The 17,192-nt window shown below is 73.9% G+C and carries 14 protein-coding genes; 6 read left to right on the forward strand and 8 right to left on the reverse strand.

Features of this window, described 5'->3' with window-relative positions; all coding sequences use genetic code 11:
* Positions 1–60: 60 nt before the first annotated feature.
* From ACFUK0_RS35510 to ACFUK0_RS35530, 5 genes are all read right to left on the reverse strand, one after another.
* Positions 61–1,773 (reverse strand): hydrogenase maturation protein, encoded by a 1,713-nt coding sequence (locus tag ACFUK0_RS35510; RefSeq protein WP_380257322.1) that lies wholly within the window; start codon positions 1,771–1,773, stop codon positions 61–63.
* A gap of 301 nt (positions 1,774–2,074) precedes the next feature.
* Positions 2,075–2,998, reverse strand: coding sequence for a DUF4231 domain-containing protein (locus tag ACFUK0_RS35515; protein WP_380257324.1), 924 nt, complete (start codon positions 2,996–2,998; stop codon positions 2,075–2,077).
* Between the two features lie 99 nt (positions 2,999–3,097).
* On the reverse strand, positions 3,098–4,051 hold the full coding sequence (locus ACFUK0_RS35520; protein WP_380257326.1) for a hypothetical protein: 954 nt from the start codon (positions 4,049–4,051) through the stop codon (positions 3,098–3,100).
* Positions 4,052–4,285: 234 nt separating this feature from the next.
* Positions 4,286–5,257 (reverse strand): neutral zinc metallopeptidase, encoded by a 972-nt coding sequence (locus ACFUK0_RS35525; protein WP_380257329.1) that lies wholly within the window; start codon positions 5,255–5,257, stop codon positions 4,286–4,288.
* 351 nt (positions 5,258–5,608) lie between these two features.
* Positions 5,609–6,055, reverse strand: a complete 447-nt coding sequence (locus tag ACFUK0_RS35530; RefSeq protein WP_380257331.1) for an anthrone oxygenase family protein — start codon at positions 6,053–6,055, stop codon at positions 5,609–5,611.
* Positions 6,056–6,146: 91 nt separating this feature from the next.
* On the opposite strand from ACFUK0_RS35530, the gene ACFUK0_RS35535 reads away from it, so the two are divergent.
* Positions 6,147–6,725, forward strand: coding sequence for a TetR/AcrR family transcriptional regulator (locus ACFUK0_RS35535; protein ID WP_380257333.1), 579 nt, complete (start codon positions 6,147–6,149; stop codon positions 6,723–6,725).
* 117 nt (positions 6,726–6,842) lie between these two features.
* Here the strand turns inward: ACFUK0_RS35535 and ACFUK0_RS35540 are convergent, their stop codons facing one another.
* Complete coding sequence (locus tag ACFUK0_RS35540) at positions 6,843–8,303, reverse strand: NCS2 family permease (protein WP_380257335.1); 1,461 nt, start codon at positions 8,301–8,303, stop codon at positions 6,843–6,845.
* A gap of 256 nt (positions 8,304–8,559) precedes the next feature.
* Here ACFUK0_RS35540 and ACFUK0_RS35545 point away from each other — a divergent pair, with 256 nt between their 5' ends.
* Genes ACFUK0_RS35545 through ACFUK0_RS35555 form a run of 3 tightly spaced genes read left to right on the forward strand, consistent with a single transcriptional unit; the run spans position 8,560 to position 11,661 of the window.
* On the forward strand, positions 8,560–8,877 hold the full coding sequence (locus ACFUK0_RS35545) for a DUF2530 domain-containing protein (protein WP_380257337.1): 318 nt from the start codon (positions 8,560–8,562) through the stop codon (positions 8,875–8,877).
* 52 nt (positions 8,878–8,929) lie between these two features.
* Complete coding sequence (locus ACFUK0_RS35550; protein WP_380257339.1) at positions 8,930–11,413, forward strand: HAD-IC family P-type ATPase; 2,484 nt, start codon at positions 8,930–8,932, stop codon at positions 11,411–11,413.
* A gap of 20 nt (positions 11,414–11,433) precedes the next feature.
* A complete protein-coding gene (locus tag ACFUK0_RS35555) occupies positions 11,434–11,661 on the forward strand; it encodes a hypothetical protein (RefSeq protein ID WP_380257341.1) in 228 nt (75 codons plus the stop codon).
* A gap of 7 nt (positions 11,662–11,668) precedes the next feature.
* Here the strand turns inward: ACFUK0_RS35555 and ACFUK0_RS35560 are convergent, their stop codons facing one another.
* Positions 11,669–12,886, reverse strand: a complete 1,218-nt coding sequence (locus ACFUK0_RS35560; protein ID WP_380257343.1) for an MFS transporter — start codon at positions 12,884–12,886, stop codon at positions 11,669–11,671.
* Between the two features lie 69 nt (positions 12,887–12,955).
* Between ACFUK0_RS35560 and ACFUK0_RS35565 the strand changes: the two genes are divergently transcribed.
* The gene (locus ACFUK0_RS35565) at positions 12,956–13,354 is read left to right on the forward strand and encodes a MerR family transcriptional regulator (protein ID WP_380257345.1); all 399 of its coding nucleotides are present in this window, start codon (positions 12,956–12,958) and stop codon (positions 13,352–13,354) included.
* A gap of 13 nt (positions 13,355–13,367) precedes the next feature.
* Here the strand turns inward: ACFUK0_RS35565 and ACFUK0_RS35570 are convergent, their stop codons facing one another.
* Entirely contained in the window at positions 13,368–16,673 is a 3,306-nt protein-coding gene (locus tag ACFUK0_RS35570; RefSeq protein WP_380257347.1) for a sacsin N-terminal ATP-binding-like domain-containing protein, read from the reverse strand.
* A gap of 147 nt (positions 16,674–16,820) precedes the next feature.
* Between ACFUK0_RS35570 and ACFUK0_RS35575 the strand changes: the two genes are divergently transcribed.
* The coding region (locus ACFUK0_RS35575) for a hypothetical protein (RefSeq protein ID WP_380257349.1) at positions 16,821–17,192 on the forward strand (372 nt) is incomplete at its 3' end.

The raw sequence follows: 17,192 nt of genomic DNA on the forward strand, positions 1-17,192 counted from the left end.
GCCCGGACTCACATTCCGGGCCGGGCCGCCGTGGCACGCCTCGGGCCAACCGGCCGGGCGTCAGGTCGCCGGACCCAGCGGCGCCGTCAGGTGCTCGGGGGTGCGGACGGGGCACGCCTTGTGCACGAAGGCCCGCCGCAGCTCGTGGTAGGGCTCGCCGGCGCCGTAGAAGTTGCGGTGCATCAGGCGCAGTTCCTCGGCGCGGTAGGCCGCGAGCGGTTTGGCCCGCTCGTCCTCCTCGCGGCTGCGCTTCTTCGCCAGCAGCCGGCCGGTGAGGTCGGCCGATCCGGCCAGCCGGACGGCTTCGCGGTCCACCCGGCGGCGGAAGCCGGCGGCGTCCTCACCGAAGGTGCGGTCCACCAGGCCGATCCGGGCGGCTTCGGCCGCGCCGACCGGCAGGGCGGCGGAGGTGAGCCGTTCGGCGTGTTCGGCGCCGACCCGGCGCGGCAGCGTGTACGTCCAGTACTCGGAGCCGTGCAGGCCCATCAGGCGGTAGTGCGGGTTGAGCACGGCGGAGTCGCGGCACCAGACCTCGTCGGCGGCGATGGCGAGCATCAGGCCGCCGGCGGCGGCGTTCCCGGCGACGGCGGAGACGGTCACCTTGTCGGTGGTGGTGAGGACCGCCTCGACCAGGTCGTCCATCGCGTTGATGTTGTCCCAGGACTCCAGCGCGGGGAACGACGCGCCCTCGATGACGTTGAGGTGGATGCCGTTGGAGAAGAAGTCCCGGCCGGGGCCGAGGACGAGCACCGAGGTCGGCCGCTCGGCCGCCTCGCGGTAGGCGGCCAGCAGGCGGCGGCACTGGTCGGTGCTCATCGCGCCACTGGGGAAGGCGAATTCGAGGAAGCCGGCGCCGCCCTCCTCGCGGTAGCGGATCTCCGCCCAGGTCTCGCGGCCGGCCGCGTCGGCCGGGGCGACCGGTATCTCCCGGACGGCGGTGAGCTGTTCGCGCAGCACGGTGGCGGCGGGGAGCTTGAAGGTCGCGGGGCCGCCGGGGGTGCGGCGCGGGCGCAGTTGCGGGATCCACACCGCGCCGTCGGTGGTGGCCCGGCAGATCGCGCCGTCGCGGGTGGCGATCACCTTGCCGGGGACGCTGCCGCGCAGCCGGTCCTCGGGGTGGCCGCCGTGCAGGAAGTACTCCCGCCCGTACAGCTCGTCCAGTACGCCGGGCTGGGAGTCGGCCGAGCGCAGTTTGCGCAGGACGGTGGCGGTGTCGTCGGCCGTCCAGTCGATCCGGCGGAACTCCTGGGCGTGGTAGGGCCGCAGGCTCCCCCGGACGTCCGGGCGCTGGTAGTCCAGCGGTTCGGGGGTGAACAGCGCGCTCGCGAAGCGCCGGACGGCCAGCAGGACGGCCTCGACGGCCGCGTCGGCGACCTCGCCCCGGTACAGGTCGCTCTTGCCGCAGGGCTGCACGGTGAAGTCCACGGACGCCCAGATGTCGCCGGCGTCCATCTCCCCGACGGCCTGCAGAACGGTGACGCCCCACTGTTCGGCGTCCTCGTGGATCGCCCAGTCCAGCGAGGACGGGCCCCGGTCGCCCTTGGGGCCGGGGTGCACGATCAGTACCGTCCGGGTGGACCAGACGTCCTCGGGTATCGCCCGGGTCAGCATCGGGCAGATGACCAGCTCGGGGTCCGTCCGGGCGACGGCGGCCCGTACGAGTTCGTCGCCGAGCGCCAGTTCCACGGCCACCGTGTGGCCCTGCTCGCGCAGTTCGGTGTGGACCCGCTGGGTCAGACTGTTGAACGCGCCGGCGATCAGAAGAATGCGCAAGGGTGCCCTCCGACCAGGTACCTGAAGTGGTGTCGTGGTCGCGCGAGGGGCCGGCCGGCGGGTGCGCACGGCGCCCCGCCTCGGCCGGAGCCGGTAGCGGGGACCGCGAACGGCCATGCCCCCCGGCACGGGTCGCCCGGTGGACGTCGTCCGGGGCGACCGCCACGATCCAACCATGGGCATGGACACGTAACAGGGACGAAAGGGGCACCCCCGGCCGACCCTCACGCACCCTGCACAGCGGCATGACCAAACACCCGCGCCACCCGCCGAATCTCCCCCAGCCGCCCGGGTCGGCGGGTCAGCGGGGGAAGGCCCGCCGGGCCCGCCAGGTGGTGTGCTCGCGCGACACCGCGTCCTCCGCCTCGGCGGCCAGGGTGGCCCAGCGCTCCTCCGCGTCCGGCGTCTTCAGGTCCAGGTCGGAGAGCTGGTTGCCGACGTTCTCCAGCTCCCGCGCGGCCAGCTGGTACGCCGAGGCCAGCGGCCGCAGCTGCTTCAGCTGGGTCCACGCGATCACCGAGGCGGCGGCCGCCGAGCAGGCCCCGAACACGTGCACCGGCAGCGCGCCCATCGCCTGCGCCACCGCCGCTGCCCCGCCGACGATGATCAGCGCCGCCGTCCCCAGGCCCCAGGACACCGACTGCGACTCGCAGGCGTCCGCCCGGGCCCGGTACCACGTCCGCTGGCCCTCCACCCGGGCCCGCAGGTAGAGCGTGCGGCGCTCCGTCAGCCCGGCCGCCCGGACCCTGCGCATCTCCGGAGTGATCTCCGGCACCGTGCCCGGCGGCACCACCGACGGGTCCTCGAACGCCTTCAGTACGTCGGCGACGTGCAGCAGGTAGCCCCGGTCGACCTCCGCCGACTCCGCCGGACCGGCGAACGGCCTGGCCCGCACCGTGTACTTCCACGCCAGCGTCTTCACCGACTCGGCCGCCGCCCGCGCCTCGTACCAGCGCCCCTGCGGGTTGCTCTGGCGCAGCCGGTACCAGAAGTACCCGGCCGCCAGGAAGGCGGCCACCGAGAACAGCGGCGTCACGTCCGCGTCCCCGCGACGGCCCGGCCCCGGCACGGTGCTCACCACCGCCGCGAGCACCAGCATCACGATCTGCCCCCGGTACCAACGCAGGGTCAGCCGCTGCCCCTGCAACGACGCCCGGTCAGCCGTCCAGAACGGCTCCGGCAGCAGCCGCGCCTCATCCGTCCCCGGCGGATCCTCTTGCACCATCAGCCGACGCCCCCTCCCCGTTACCCGTCCAGGCAGTATGCCCATCGTCAACTGGGCTACACAGGGGACCTGTTGGATATCGGACCGGCCGCCGCCGCGTCAGGCGGGGATTGCTTCGGGGGCGGTCTCGTCGGGGAGTGGTTCGGTGAAGATCCAGTGGTCGGGTGGGAGGAGGGGGTTGTCGCGGATGTGGCGGCAGTCGCCGCAGAGTCCGTCGGGGGTGGGTTCGGGGGTGGTGAGGGGTCGGTCGCAGGTGCGGCATTCGGGGTGGTCGGCGAGGGGGCGGGGTGGTGCGGGGAGGTGGTGGGGCGGGGGTGGGAGTTTGGTCTGGAGGCGGTGGGTGAGCAGGCCTGCGGGGCAGCGGAGGTCGGCGGGCAGGCCGAGGGTGGCGGCGCTGATGATCTGGCCCTGGGTGGCGCCGTTGGCTAGCCACCGGTCGATGAGGGGGGCGATGGTGGCGCGGTCCCTGGCGCCGAGGATGAGGCGGTGGTCGGTGGCGGCGAGGTGGTGCAGGACGGCGGCGGCGGCCGGGCCGGGCGGGGGTGGCGGTGCGGCCGGGGTCCGCTTCGTGCGCGCGGCGGCTGTGGGCGCGGGCTCCGGGGGGTTGGGTACTGCTCCCGTAGTAATAGCCCCTGTAGGGGTGGTTCCCGTCTTCCCGGGTTCCGGATTCCCGGCCGCCGGAGAACGCCGCTGGGCTGGGAGGACGGCCTCCCGGACGGGGGCGGGAGCGAGGGTGGTGTCGGGGGCGGGCATGTCGGCGCGGGGGCGTTCGTAGAGGTCCGTGGTGGACAGGACGCGGCCGGTGTCGGGGTCCGGCGCGGTCTCCACGAAGTAGTAGCCACGGGCCTTCAGCTCCCGCAGCCCGGACGCGACGGCGTCCCGCCCGGTGGGGCCCTCGGCGGCCAGGGTACGGACGTTGACGACCCGTCCGTCCCGGCGCGACAGCATGCGCACCAGAATGCCCAACGCGTTGAAACTCAGCGTCGGGTCCTGGAGCGTCTTGTTCGACAGCACCGTGTAGTCACGCTTGTGCGCGATACGATGAATCTGCATTTGGGAGCTCTTCTCTCCTGAGTGTCGGGCCCCGGGGTGTCTCTAGCACCGCCGGGGTCAAACGTTGAGTGATGCCTCTGCCACGGACCGTAGCGCACAATCCGCGCACCCCGAAGCGGGTTCACCCGCACGGATGAGAGCCCCGCCCGGCCCCCGTCGGATACCGACAGCAGACGTCAACCCACGGGCGCACAACGATCATTTGGCGACACGTCACCCCAGGTCGCAGCAGCCCTACTGCCGCCAGTCGACCGTCACCCAGTACTGCTTCATGCACTGGTAGGGGGCGCCGGTGTTGTAGCCGAGCATGAACGCCTCCGCGCGCTCCTCCGGGCTCCCGTGCGGATCACTCCCCTGCTGGGACGTGTCCCCGATGGCGTCCAGCGCCGCCACCGCCTCTTCGACGTCCGTACCCACCAGGTAGTTCTGCTGGTAGGCGTAGTTGGCCCAGTTGCCGCTGAAGCAGTCGGCGATGAGCTCCTTCTCCTTCAGCCGCACCGTGCTGCCGTTCACCGACTGCACGATGTCCGGCAGGCCGTACTGCACCTGCAACTCGTGCTGCACCTCGTGGCCGCGTTCGTGGGCGGCGATCGCCGCAGCGGCGAAGTCGCCCTTGAAGTCCGGGTCGGCACCGCTGTCGAAGATCCTGCCCGCCCACATGTCGGCGAAGGTGGTCAGGGGCAGGACGACGGAGCCGGCGTACTCGACCCCCTGGTCGTCGGTGTAGAAGTCCGCCGGGCAGTAGTACGAGTTCGGGGTGTCGGCCCCGATCCGGCCCTCCTGGCAGTTGCTCCGGAACGTCTGGCCCGGCGCCACGACGGCGTAGAAGTACATCGGCTCCTGCGCGCCGATCTCGGCGAAGTACCCGTCCCAGTAGGCGTCCGTGCTCGCCATCACCTCGGCGAGGTACGCACCGACCGCCTCGGGTGTGACGGCTCCGACGGTGTCGCCCTGGAAGGCCGAACTGCCCTGGCCCTGCTCCGGCTGGTACTGGTCCAGCCGCGCCGCGAGCTCCTGTTCGGAGAGCGTCGGCGTCCCCGCGGGCTCCGAGGACTGCGGCGCCGACGGCTGCGCCGACCCGGGCGCACCGGTCGCCGAACCGCCCGGCAGGTAGGCGCCCGCACTCCCGCCGCCGGCGGTGAAGGTCAGCGCCAGCGCCGCCACCGCACCCGTACACCCGGCCACAAGTCGACTGGACAGCTTCACGGCCGTCTCCCTTCGATCGCCCGGCAGGCACCGGCGCACCCGGTCGACCGCCGCGCGCCACACGCCGCACCGCTGCCGGAGCAGAGGATGGGAGAGGAGGGAGGCGGGCCTCCGGACCGACGGCCGGGCAACTCCCGCCCGGCCCACCGAATCCGCGCCGCAAGTCCAAGGTGCACCCGGTCGGATCAACGGTCAACCGCAGCCCTCCCACCGGCCGAAACACCCCGCCGGGCCCCTCGGCAGGCCCCGGTCGCCGCCGGCCCGGGCGAGGACACCGGCCCGGGCGAGGGCGGTGGCTCAGGCGAGGGCGCCGGCTCAGGCGAGGGCGCCGGCTCAGGCGAGGGCGCCGGCTCAGGCGAGGGCGGTGGCCAGCAGGGCGAAGGCGGCGACGATGACGGCGACGCGGGCGTAGTGGTAGCGGTCCCACCGGTTGCTCTGCTCCTTCCAGTCCGCGGGTCGGTTCTCGGCGGTCCACGTCTTGCTGCGGTCGTTGATCGGGACGAGCAGCAGGACGGACATGACCACGCTGACGACCAGCAGCCCGGCGGCGACGACGACGAGTACGGCGCCGGGGCGGTGCCATCCGGCGACGGCCCAGACGGCGCTCAGGACGAGGGAGGTGATGTACCAGAACGGCATCAGGGCGCCGAGCATCCGGCCCCCGTGGGCGCGGCCGAGCTGGTCGCTGTCCTCGGGCAGGGCGCCGAGGATCCGGTTGATGATGAAGGCGACCGAGAACTCCACCCCCACCATCAGGCCGACGACCACGACGGTGAACACCTCAAGTGCGTTGAGCATGACGACCCCTCCTGTTATCTAGCGGCGCTAGATGATGGTACGACGCTAGCGCTACTGCCGCTGGATTGTCTAGCAGTGCTAGAATTCAGTCATGTCGGTACAGGAACGCAAGGAACGCGAACGGGCGGCCCGCGAGCGCCTCATCGTGGCGACGGCCCGCGAACTCGCCGAGCAGCAGGGCTGGGACGCGGTCACCACCCGCCGGCTCGCCGAGCGCATCGAGTACAGCCAGCCCGTCCTCTACAGCCACTTCCGCGGCAAGCGCGAGATCATCGGCGCCGTCGCCCTCCAGGGCGCCACCGAGATGGCCGCGACGGTGCGGGCCGCGACCTCCGCCGTCGACGGCCCCCGCGCCCGGGCCACCGCCCTCGCCCGGGCCTACCTCGACTTCGCCGAAGGCAACCCGGCGGTGTACGACGCCATCTTCCAGCTCGACGGCGGCCTGGCCTTCGCGGCCGAGGACACCCCCGCGCCGTTGAAGGACGCCTTCGCCGCCCTGCTGGAGAGCCTCGGCGAGGTCGCCGGCGAGGGCGTCCACCCGGGGCTGTTCACCGAGACGTTCTGGGCGGCCCTGCACGGGCTGGCCACCCTGACCCGGGCCGGGCGGCTGCTGCCGGCGGAAGCCGGGCAACGGGTGGAGCTGCTGGTGAGCCGACTCACCGTCGTCTGACACACCGTCCCGCTGGACAGCGACCGGAGACCCCCACAACGCTTCGAGCCCTTCCCCGGGGCGGGGAAGGGCTCGAAGCGGGCCGGCGGGGGACGCCGGTACGGCGGACGTACCGGGTCAGAGCAGCCCGAGGGCCGGCATCAGGTAGTAGAAGGCGAAGACGGCGGCGACGGCGTACATCGCCACCGGCACCGACCGGCCGCGGCCGACGGCCAGGCGCAGCACGCAGAAGGTGATGAAGCCGATGCCGAGGCCGTTGGTGATGGAGTACGTGAACGGCATCATCACCATGGTGAGGAACGCCGGGATGGCGATGGTGTAGTCGCTCCAGTCGATGTCGCGGATGGAGTTCGCGAGGATCAGGAAGCCGACGGTGACCAGGGCCGGGGTGGCGGCCTGGGCGGGCACCATGGTGGCCAGCGGGGTGAGGAAGAGCGCGACCACGAAGAGCGCGCCGGTGACGATCGAGGCGAAGCCGGTGCGGGCGCCCTCGCCGACGCCGGCGGTGGACTCCACGAAGCAGGTGTTGGCGGAGGACGAGGTGGCGCCGCCGGCGGCGGTGGCGATGCCGTCGACCATCAGGATCTTGTTGATGCCGGGCAGGTCGCCGTTCTTGTCGAGCAGGTGGGCCTCGTCGGCTACGCCGAGGATGGTGCCCATCGCGTCGAAGAAGCAGCTCATCAGGACGGTGAAGACGAACAGGATGCCGGTGAGGAAGCCGACCTTGTCGAAGCCGCCGAACAGGCTGACCTTGCCGAGCAGGCCGAAGTCGGGGGCGGCGACCGGGTTGCCGGGCCAGGCCGGGACGGTCAGGCCCCAGTTCAGCGCGGGGATGTCGGCGATCGTGTCGATCACCAGCGCGACGCCGGTCATCACGACGATGCTGATCAGGATCGCGCCGGGCACCTTGCGGACCAGCAGGACGAGGGTCAGCAGCAGGCCGAGGATGAAGACCAGCACGGGCCAGCCGTTGAGGTGGCCGTCGCTGCCGAGCTGGAGCGGCACGGTGGTGTGGGCGGCGTCCGGGATGCGGCTGACGAAGCCGGAGTCGACCAGGCCGACGAGGGCGATGAAGAGGCCGATACCGATGGCGATGGCCTTGCGCAGGCCGAGCGGCACGGCGTTCATGACCCGTTCGCGCAGGCCGCTGGCGACCAGCAGCATGATCGCGAAGCCGGCCAGCACGACCATGCCCATCGCGTCCGGCCAGGTCATCCTGGGCGCGAGCTGGAGGGCCACGATGGTGTTGACGCCCAGTCCGGCGGCCAGCGCGATCGGGACGTTGCCGATCACGCCCATCAGCAGGGTGGTCAGCGCGGCGGTGAGCGCGGTCGCGGTGACCAGCTGCTTGCCGTCGAGGTGAGCGCCGTTCATGTCGACGGCGCTGGAGAGGATGATCGGGTTCAGGACGAGGATGTACGCCATCGTGAAGAAGGTGGCGACACCGCCCCGGACCTCGCGGGCCAGGCTGGAGCCCCGCTCGGAGATCTTGAAGAAGCGGTCGACGGCACCGGTGGGGGTTTTCGGTGACGACGGGGAAGGCTCGGGCGACTCGGTGGTCGGCTGGGCCACTGACATGCGTGCATCCTCGGGTGGGGGCGGAGGAGAGGGTGTCCGCCCGGAGCACCAGTGGGCCGGGCGTTCCGGCCGACTCGGGGTGGTCAAGGCACACGTCGGGGCCAACCGGAATCCCAAGTATGAGTTCCTTGGTCGTGCACGCGCTATCTTCGCGCGTAGAACGATCATGAAACGTCAGGGCCTGTCGCCCAGAACCACGACCCCCGGCCGTGTGGGCACTGCACACCACCCCCGTCGCAGCCGTACCCTAGGCCCCATGCCGAAGACCCCACTGCGCCCCTCGCCCCCGCCCCTGGAGGCCAACGACGTCGCCATCGTCGGCGGCGGCACGGTGCTGTGGTTCGTCGCCTTCCTGGCCCTGCTCCCCTTCCACGGCACGCTCGCCGAGCAGGGCCGCGGCGACTGGCAGTGGATCTGCCTGGCCGGCGCCGGGCTCGGCCTGATCGGCCTCTGGTACTGCCGGGCCCGCCGCGACGCCATCGCCCGCGACCGGGCGGCCGCAGAGGCCCGGCCGGACGAGCACCACGAGCCGGACGGGACGAACGGCGACACCTCCGCCACCCGGTCGGACTGAATCGGTCCTTAGTAGCACGCACCGGACATAACGCGCCCGTAAAGTCGGTGCCATGACGCACCCCGCGGAAGACACGGCCGGCGCCGGGAGCAGCGACGCCGAGGGATCCGCCCCCGGTGCGCGCCCCCTGGGCCTCGTGCCGGGGCGCCGCGGCGGGCTCAGCGCGGCCGAGGTCGCCGAGCGGGTCACCCGCGGGGAGGTCAACGACGTCCCCGTCCGGTCCAGCCGCTCGCTCAGGGAGATCGTCCGGGCGAACGTCTTCACCCGGTTCAACGCGATCATCGGCGTGATGTTCGGGATCATCCTGGTGGTCGGCCCGATCCAGGACGGACTGTTCGGCCTGGTCATCGTGGCGAACACGGCGATCGGCATCATCCAGGAGCTGCGCGCCAAGCGGACCCTGGACAGCCTCGCGCTGATCGGCGAGGCCAGGCCGCAGGTCCGCCGGGACGGCCGCGTCGAGCAGGTGGCGGTCGCGCAGATCGTGCTGGACGACACCGTGCTGCTCGGCATCGGCGACAAGGTGATCGTGGACGGCGAGGTCACCGAGGCGGACGGCCTGGAGATCGACGAGTCGCTGCTCACCGGCGAGCCGGACCCGGTGCTGAAGCAGCCCGGCGACCAGGTGATGTCCGGCAGCTTCGTGGTGGCCGGCGCCGGCGCGTTCACCGCGACCAGGGTCGGCCGCGAGGCGTACGCCGCCCAGCTGGCCGAGGAGGCGAGCCGGTTCACCCTGGTCAGCTCCGAACTGCGCAGCGGCATCGACAGCATCCTGAAGTTCATCACCTGGCTGCTGATCCCGACCGCGATCGGCCTCATCATCAGCCAGCTCGCGGTGGAGGGCAGCGACTGGCGCGAGGCCGTCCGGCGGATGGTCGCGGGCATCGTGCCGATGGTGCCCGAGGGGCTGGTCCTGCTGACCTCCGTCGCGTTCGCGATCGGGGTGGTCCGGCTGGGGCGCAAGCAGTGCCTGGTGCAGGAACTGCCCGCGATCGAGGGCCTCGCCCGGGTCGACACCGTCTGCCTGGACAAGACCGGCACCCTCACCGAGGGCGGCATGGACGTGCTCGAACTGCGGCCGCTGGCCGTCCGGGACGACGCCGGTCCGGCCCACGGGAGCGGCCCGGCCCAGGAGAGCGACCCGGCCGCCCTGCGCACGGCCCTCGCCGCCCTGGCGGGCGCCGACGCCCGGCCGAACCCCAGCATGCAGGCCATCATCGACGCGTACGGCGGCGCGGGCGCCCCCGACGGCGAGTGGCGGGTGATCGAGGCGATGCCGTTCTCCTCCGCCCGCAAATGGAGCGGGGTGCAGCTGCTGGAGCCGCAGGGGGCCGAGGCCAGCTGGCTGCTCGGCGCCCCCGACGTGCTGCTCGCCGCGGGCCACCCGACCCTCGCCGAGGTGGACGAGCTGGGCGCCAAGGGCCTGCGGGTGCTGCTGCTGGGCCGCACCCTCGTCCCGTTGGACGCCCCCGACCCGGCGGACGGCCTCCAGCCGCTGGCCCTGGTGGTGCTCCAACAGCGGCTCCGCGACGACGCCGCAGACACCCTGCGGTACTTCGAGGGCCAGCAGGTCAGGGCGAAGGTGATCTCCGGCGACAGCGCCGTCTCGGTCGGCGCCGTCGCCTCCCACCTGGGCCTGCCCGGCGCCGAGCACCCGCTCGACGCCCGGACGCTGCCCACCGACCCCGAGGAGCTGGCCGACACCGCCGACCGGACGTCCGTCTTCGGCCGGGTCACCCCGCAGCAGAAGCGCGAACTCGTCGGCGCGCTCCAGGCCCGCGGCCACACCGTGGCGATGACCGGCGACGGCGTCAACGACGTGCTCGCCCTCAAGGACGCCGACATCGGCGTGGCGATGGGCTCGGGCAGCGAGGCCACCCGGGCGGTCGCCCAGATCGTGCTGCTGGACGACAGCTTCGCCACCCTGCCCTCGGTGGTCGCCGAGGGCCGCCGGGTGATCGGCAACATCGAGCGGGTGGCCACCCTCTTCCTGGTGAAGACCGTGTACTCGGTGCTGCTGGCGATCCTGGTGATCTGCACCCACTCGCCGTACCCGTTCCTCCCCCGGCACTCCACCGTGCTCTCCACCCTGACCATCGGCGTGCCGGCCTTCTTCCTGGCGCTGGCCCCCAACAACGAGCGCGCCAGGCGGGGCTTCGTCCGCCGGGTGCTGCGGCTCGCCGTGCCGGGCGGGGTGATCGCGGGCACCGCCACCTTCGTCGCGTACGCGCTGGCCCGCGCGAACCACACCACCGACCTGGAGGCCGACACCAGCGTGGCGACCCTGACGCTGTTCCTGGTCGCGATCTGGGTGCTGGCGATCGTCGCCCGGCCCTACAACTGGTGGCGGCTGCTGCTGATCTCGGCGATGGGCGGGGCGTTCGCGCTGGTCCTGCTCGTGCCGTGGCTGTCGGACTTCTTCCAGCTGTCGCTGGCCGGCACCCGGGACCCGTGGATCGGCGTCGCCATCGCGCTGGTGGCCGGCGTGGCACTGGAGGCGGTCTGGCGGATCGTCAGCCTGCGGACCGACAATTGACCGCGAAGGGGGGTGCCGGGATGTCCCGTCGCAGTGGTGGTGACCTGGAGGCGTTCATCGCCTTCCTCGGCGGCATGCTGGCCGCCGGACTGCTCGCCCTGGCCCTGCTGGGGGCCCGGCAGTTCGTCGAGCTGACGCCCGGCCTGCTGCGCCTGGCGAAGGGGCTCGGGGCGGCCCTCTGGCTGACCGTGACCGTGCTGGTCTACCGCCGGCTGCGCGCCCAGGGCGCCGGGCCGGCGCCGCACTGACCCGGTGTCAGCCTGCCCCGGCCGCCCGCCCGGCGGGGAAGCCGTGGGCACGGGCGGCGAGCACCACGGCCAGGACGGGTGCCAGCAGGGCCAGCACGCTCCACGGGAACGACTGCGGGCCGAGCAGGTCGAGCAGCACTCCGCCGACCACCCCGCCGCCGGCCATCGCCACGTTCCACAGCGTGACGAGCATGGCCTGCGCGGCGTCCGCCGACTCGCCGCCCGCGTCGGCGACGGCGGTCTGCAGGAGCGTCGGGGCGCCGCCCCAGCCGAGGCCCCACAGGGCGGCCGCCAGGTAGACCGCGACGGAGCTGTCCGCCAGGACCGCCAGCCCGGCGGCGGCCACCGCGAACAGCAGCACACTGCCGACGGTCAGCCCGCGCAGCCGTCCGTTGATCCGGGAGCCGACGATCCAGATGCTCAGCAGGGACGCGGCACCGAAGACCAGCAGCACGCGGTCGGTGGCGCCGCCCATGCCGAGCCGGCCGAGGAAGGCGGCGATGAAGGTGTACAGGACGGTGTGCGCCAGGACGAGGACCAGCGTGACGAACAGGACGGGCGCCACACCGGGGATGCGCAGGGCCCGCAGCATCGGGGCGCCGGCGTCCTGCCGCTGCCCGGGGTGGTCCGGGACGGCCACCGCGATCCAGCCCAGCAGGGCGACGGTGAGCCCGGTCATGGCCAGGAACGCGGTCTGCCAGCCGACCGCCCGGCCGAGCAGCGTCCCGGCGGGCACGCCCAGCGACAGCGCGAGCGGGATGCCCGCCATCGCGATCGCGACCGCCCGCCCCTGGAGGTGCGCGGGGGCGAGCCGCCGGGCGTGGCCGGCCAGCAGTGCCCAGGCCAGGCCGGCGGCCACCCCGGCCAGGAACCGGGCCGCCATCGTCAGCGGGTAGCTCGCCGAGGCCGCCGTGACGGTGTTCGCGACGGCGAACCCGGCCATCGCGGTGAGCAGCAGGCGCTTGCGCCGCCACCCCGCCGTGGCGGCCGTCAGCGGGATCGCGGTGAGGGCCGTGCCGACGGCGTAGACCGTCACCGTCTGCCCGGCGGCGGACTCCCCGACCCCGAGGTCGGCGCTCATCGCGGGCAGCAGTCCGGCGGGGAGCGTCTCGGTGAGGCTGGTGACGAAGACGGCGGTGGCCAGTGCGAGCAGGGCCGGCAGTGGCAGCTTCCGGCTCTCAACTCCGTTGCGGGCACGTGGTGATGAGGCGGTCTCGGTTCGCATGCCCGCTATGCTCGAACCTTCACACTGATGTGAGGGTCAACAGGACCGGGCGACTGTGAGGCGGGTCATATGAGGATCGGGGAGCTCTCGGAGCGCACCGGCACACCCCGACGGCTGCTGCGCTACTACGAGGAGCAGTCGCTGATCGTCTCCGACCGGGCGCCGAACGGCTACCGCGAGTACGACGAGAGCTCGGTGGACCGGGTCCTCCAGGTCAGAGGACTGCTCGACGCCGGGCTGCCGACCCGCATCATCAAGCAGATCCTGCCCTGCCTCGACAAGCCCCGGATCATCCACTTCGCCGACGCCACACCGGAGATGCTCGCCACCCTCCAGCTCGAACGGGACCGGATGACCGAGCGGATCCGGTGCCTGACCCGAAACCGGGACGCCGTGGCCGACTACCTCGACGTGGTGCGCGCGGGCGGGCCGCCGGACGCCCCCGCGGAGGCGTCCGGCAGGCCGTGAGACCCGCAGCCGGTCAGCCCTCGAAGTCCCGTGCGGCGGAGAGCTCGTAGGCGCGGTCCGGCTCGGCGAGCGCGGCCAGCACCTCGAAACGGCGGTGCCACTGGCCGACCGACCAGGCCAGCCCCGCCGCCAGGCCCTCGGGGGTGGCGGCATGCAGCAGGCCGGGCACCGGCGGCACGTCGAACTCGTCGTCCTCGTCCGCCTCTTCGGCCGTCTCCGGATCGTAGGGCGCCTCCGGCGCGGCGGCCGAGGCGTCCCAGCGCCAGTCGACGGCGGCCTCCTCGCCGTCCGGGCCGACCACCAGCAGCTCGTCGTGCTCCTCGTACGCGACCGGGCAGCCGGGCAGCAACTCCCGTACCACCGCCGGGACTCGGTGCAGCGAGCCCTCGGAGAGCACCCGCCCGCCGGCCACCTCGCTGGCGAGCGAGACGTGCAACCGCTCGGCCAGGGCGGCGGCCAGCGCCGGGGCGACCGGCAGCAGCGGGTAGGAGTGCAGCAGCTGGACGAGGTCGGGGGCGTCCGCGACGACCGCCTCGGTGGCGTCCACCAGCACGGTGTGCGCCGCCCGGCGCCCGGTCTCGCGGTCCAGCGGCGGCAGCGCGCGGACGGTGTCCAGCGGCTCGACCTGCTCGACCGGCACCCCGGCCAGCGCACTGTGGATGCCGTGCAGCTGGCGGTGGCCGACGACGGAGGCCGGGTCGGTCAGGCGGTCCAGCAGCTCGTCGGCGCCGTGCGGCTCGGCGAGCAGCGCGGCCAGTGTGGTGCGCACGCCGAGCGCGTGCAGGAACTGCTCGTCCAGCGTCGTCCTGGCCTCGTCGTACAGGCCGCGCAGCAGCGGGTCGGCGCCGGCCGCCCGCAGGCCGGCGGGCTCCCGGCCGTCCAGCACCGGGTGGTCGCGCAGCCACCAGGCGGTGTACGGCGGCAGGTCGACGTACCCGCCGCTGGGCAGCAGCGTGCGGACGGGGTTGACCACGGCCTCCCGGTACGGCGGGCGGGCCAGCACCGCGAGGGCCTCGGGCCAGGCGTCGTCGTCGACCAGGTCCAGGTCGCGGACGGCCAGCAGCTCGGCGGCCACCGGCGGGACGCCCAGCTCCCCGCCGTCGTCGGCGTGCAGCGACTCGATGGTGTCCTCGCACCAGTCGGCCAGGCCGTCCGGCGCCTCGTCGATCAGGCCGGTCGGAGTGCCGCCGGCGGCGCGGTCGGCCGGGGCGGTCGGGTCGAGCCGCTCCAGGTCGTCCGGGTCGAGCACCACGTCCTCGGCGCGGACCAGCACGAAGGCGCTCAGCACACCCGCGGCGGCGAGCACCTCGGGGCCCCAGCGCTCCAGCAGCTCGTCGTCCGGGTAGCCGGCGTCGTCCTCGCGGGCCAGCGCCGCCAGCGGGCTGTCGGGCAGGATCAGCTCGCCCGCGCGGGTGGCCTCGCCCTCGTCGTCCAGCAGCGCGAGGCGGGCCAGCCACGGATGCTCGCCCGGGGTCGCCCCGGCGGCCTTGACCAGGGCGAGCACGGAGTCGGCCAGGTCCACCGAGGCGTTCAGGTCGTCCTCGGCGACGTCGTAGGAGCGGGCCACCGCGGCCCGCACCTCGGGGGTGTCCAGCACCCCGGCGGGCGTGGCCGTGGCCGCGCCGAGCTTGGCGAGCAGCGGGTGCGCCGCATCCGGGTGGGCCAGCCGCAGGCCGAGCAGCGCCAGGGCGTCCGCCAGCGTCTGCGGGTAGCCGGGGTAGCCGGCCCAGTCGGCGTCCGCGGAGGGCAGCAGCACGCGCCGCGGGCCCGTCACCGTCCGCCCGTCGGCCAGCGGGACGGGCAGCGCGCCGAGCGCCTCCGGGTCGGCGCCGGCCAGCGCCCCGTACAGGTTGCGCCACCAGGCCGGCTCGCGGTCGAGGCCGCCGAGCTGGTCGACCACCTCGGCGAGCGGGATCCGGCGGACGTTCAGCACCCGCAGCTCGCTGCGCCGCTCCAGGCCGGCCGGGAGCAGCCCCGGGAAGATCGGTGCCAGCGCCTCGACCACCGAGGTGTCGGCGCCCTCCAGCAGCGTGGCGTCCAGGGGGCGGAGCGCGGGCGTGCCCTCCTCGACCGGCGCCGGGTGCGGCAGGAACGGGATGCCGGGCAGCCGGCTCAGGACGGCCGCGCGCAGGGCGTTGTCGAGCGCCCCCTGCCCGAGCGGGCCGGGCACGAGACCGAGCGAGCCGAGGTCGCCGCCCCGGGCCCGCAGCAGTCCGGCGTAGGTGTCGGCGGCGCGCTCGGTGAGGAAGTCGGTGAGCGGGCCGGGCGCGACGTGCCGGCGGGTCGGGTCGAGCGGGTAGGAGGCGATCAGCAGGGCCGGGATGCCGAGCGGCTCGTCGCTGGGCGTCGGGGCGTGCACCACGGGGGTGGTGCGGGGCGGCAGCGGGGCGCCCTCCGCCGTCACCGGGACGGCCCAGGTCACCGTCCAGTACGGGCGGGCGCGCTCCTCGGTCGGGCGGTCGGCGAGCAGGTCGGCCGCCGTCGTGCCGGAGGAGCCGGCCAGCTGCCAGGTGGTGCGGGCCGGGGCGCCCCCGGCGTCGTCCGTGAGGGTGACCACGGTGATGCCGTCGGGCCGCTCCTCGCCGGCCGAGCGGGTCAGCGTGCGGATCCCCTCCGGGGTGTCGACGACGATCTCGGCGAGGCCGGGCAGGGTGAGCAGCAGGGCGTCGTCGATGTCGGCGAGCAGGCGGCGCGCGAGATCCTCCGCGGCGGCGTCGCGCAGCGGCAGGACGACCACCGTGTCGTAGCCCTGCGGTGCGACGCCCTGGGCGGCGAACGGCAGGCGCAGCAGCGGCACGTGGCCGTCGCGCCGGCGCAGCTCCTCGGCCAGCGGCGCCTCGGCGGCGGCCAGTTCGTGCGCCTCGGCGAGCGACCAGCGGACGCCGCCGGCGGCGCCGAGCACGGCGGGCTCGTCGGTGACGGCGAGGACGGCGGCGAAGCCGACGCCGAACCGGCCGACGGTGGGAGTCCCGTCGGTGCGCTTCGAGGAGGCCCGCAGGGTGGAGAGCGACTCCACGGCGGCGGGGTCGAGCGGTGAGCCGGTGTTGGCGGCCGCGAGCACACCGCCCTGGAGGGTCAGCCGCAGCCGGCCGGGCTCCGCGCCGGCCCGGGCGGCGGCGTCGGCCGCGTTCTGGGCGAGTTCGACGACCAGGCGGTCGCGGTAGCCGCCGAGGGCCAGCTCCTCCTCGGCGTTGGCGTCCTCCCGGAACCGGGCCGGGGAGGCCGACCAGGCGTCGAGCACCCGCCGGCGCAGCGCCGATGTGTCGAAGGGGTCCGCGGCCTGCTCGTCCGTACCGCTGCCGATGATGCGAGGCTCCACTGGACCTGCCGCCTTCCGCCGCCCTGTACTTCGTACGGTGGGCATTCTCCCCCGTGCGGCGGCCCCCGCCGGACCAGGGTGGGACCGCGCCCGTGCCGTTGCCGCCGCGGCGGCCGGCCCGCGGCCCGGCGGGGGGAGCTCCGCAGGGTGTCCGACGGGTCCTGGCACGTGCTCGTCGAGCGTGACGTGAGGGCCTACGACTCGGTGGCCGGTGACTCCGCCACGTACCACCGCCGGGAGCCGGCCAGGAGCGGGGCGGCCCCGCAGGGCCGGGAGCAGGCCCGGGAGACGGCCGAGGAGGTCACCCGGACGTGCGTCCCCGAGGAGGGCTCCGAGGAGGGCTCCGACCCGGAGGGGAAGCCCGCCCGCACGGTGTGCCGGATGTCCGCCGACAGCTGGCTGATGGAGGTCCGCCACGAGTACCGGCAGCGGCACTGCCGGGTCTGCGTCGTCGAGCTGGTGCACACCGAGGAGGCGGGCGCGGGCTGTTCGGCCGCCGCCGGCCCCGCCCTCGCGGGC

The sequence above is a fragment of the Kitasatospora sp. NPDC057223 genome (assembly GCF_042669755.1).
In the GTDB taxonomy this organism is placed as follows: Bacteria; Actinomycetota; Actinomycetes; order Streptomycetales; family Streptomycetaceae; genus Kitasatospora.

Bases quoted from the DNA above. Each gene is read 5' to 3' on its own strand.
- ACFUK0_RS35515 (WP_380257324.1), bottom strand. From the start codon at position 2,998: ATGGTGCAAGAGGATCCGCCGGGGACGGATGAGGCGCGGCTGCTGCCG.
- ACFUK0_RS35520 (WP_380257326.1), bottom strand. From the start codon at position 4,051: ATGCAGATTCATCGTATCGCGCACAAGCGTGACTACACGGTGCTGTCG.
- ACFUK0_RS35530 (WP_380257331.1), bottom strand. From the start codon at position 6,055: ATGCTCAACGCACTTGAGGTGTTCACCGTCGTGGTCGTCGGCCTGATG.
- ACFUK0_RS35535 (WP_380257333.1), top strand. From the start codon at position 6,147: ATGTCGGTACAGGAACGCAAGGAACGCGAACGGGCGGCCCGCGAGCGC.
- ACFUK0_RS35540 (WP_380257335.1), bottom strand. From the start codon at position 8,303: ATGTCAGTGGCCCAGCCGACCACCGAGTCGCCCGAGCCTTCCCCGTCG.
- ACFUK0_RS35545 (WP_380257337.1), top strand. From the start codon at position 8,560: ATGCCGAAGACCCCACTGCGCCCCTCGCCCCCGCCCCTGGAGGCCAAC.
- ACFUK0_RS35550 (WP_380257339.1), top strand. From the start codon at position 8,930: ATGACGCACCCCGCGGAAGACACGGCCGGCGCCGGGAGCAGCGACGCC.
- ACFUK0_RS35555 (WP_380257341.1), top strand. From the start codon at position 11,434: ATGTCCCGTCGCAGTGGTGGTGACCTGGAGGCGTTCATCGCCTTCCTC.
- ACFUK0_RS35560 (WP_380257343.1), bottom strand. From the start codon at position 12,886: ATGCGAACCGAGACCGCCTCATCACCACGTGCCCGCAACGGAGTTGAG.
- ACFUK0_RS35565 (WP_380257345.1), top strand. From the start codon at position 12,956: ATGAGGATCGGGGAGCTCTCGGAGCGCACCGGCACACCCCGACGGCTG.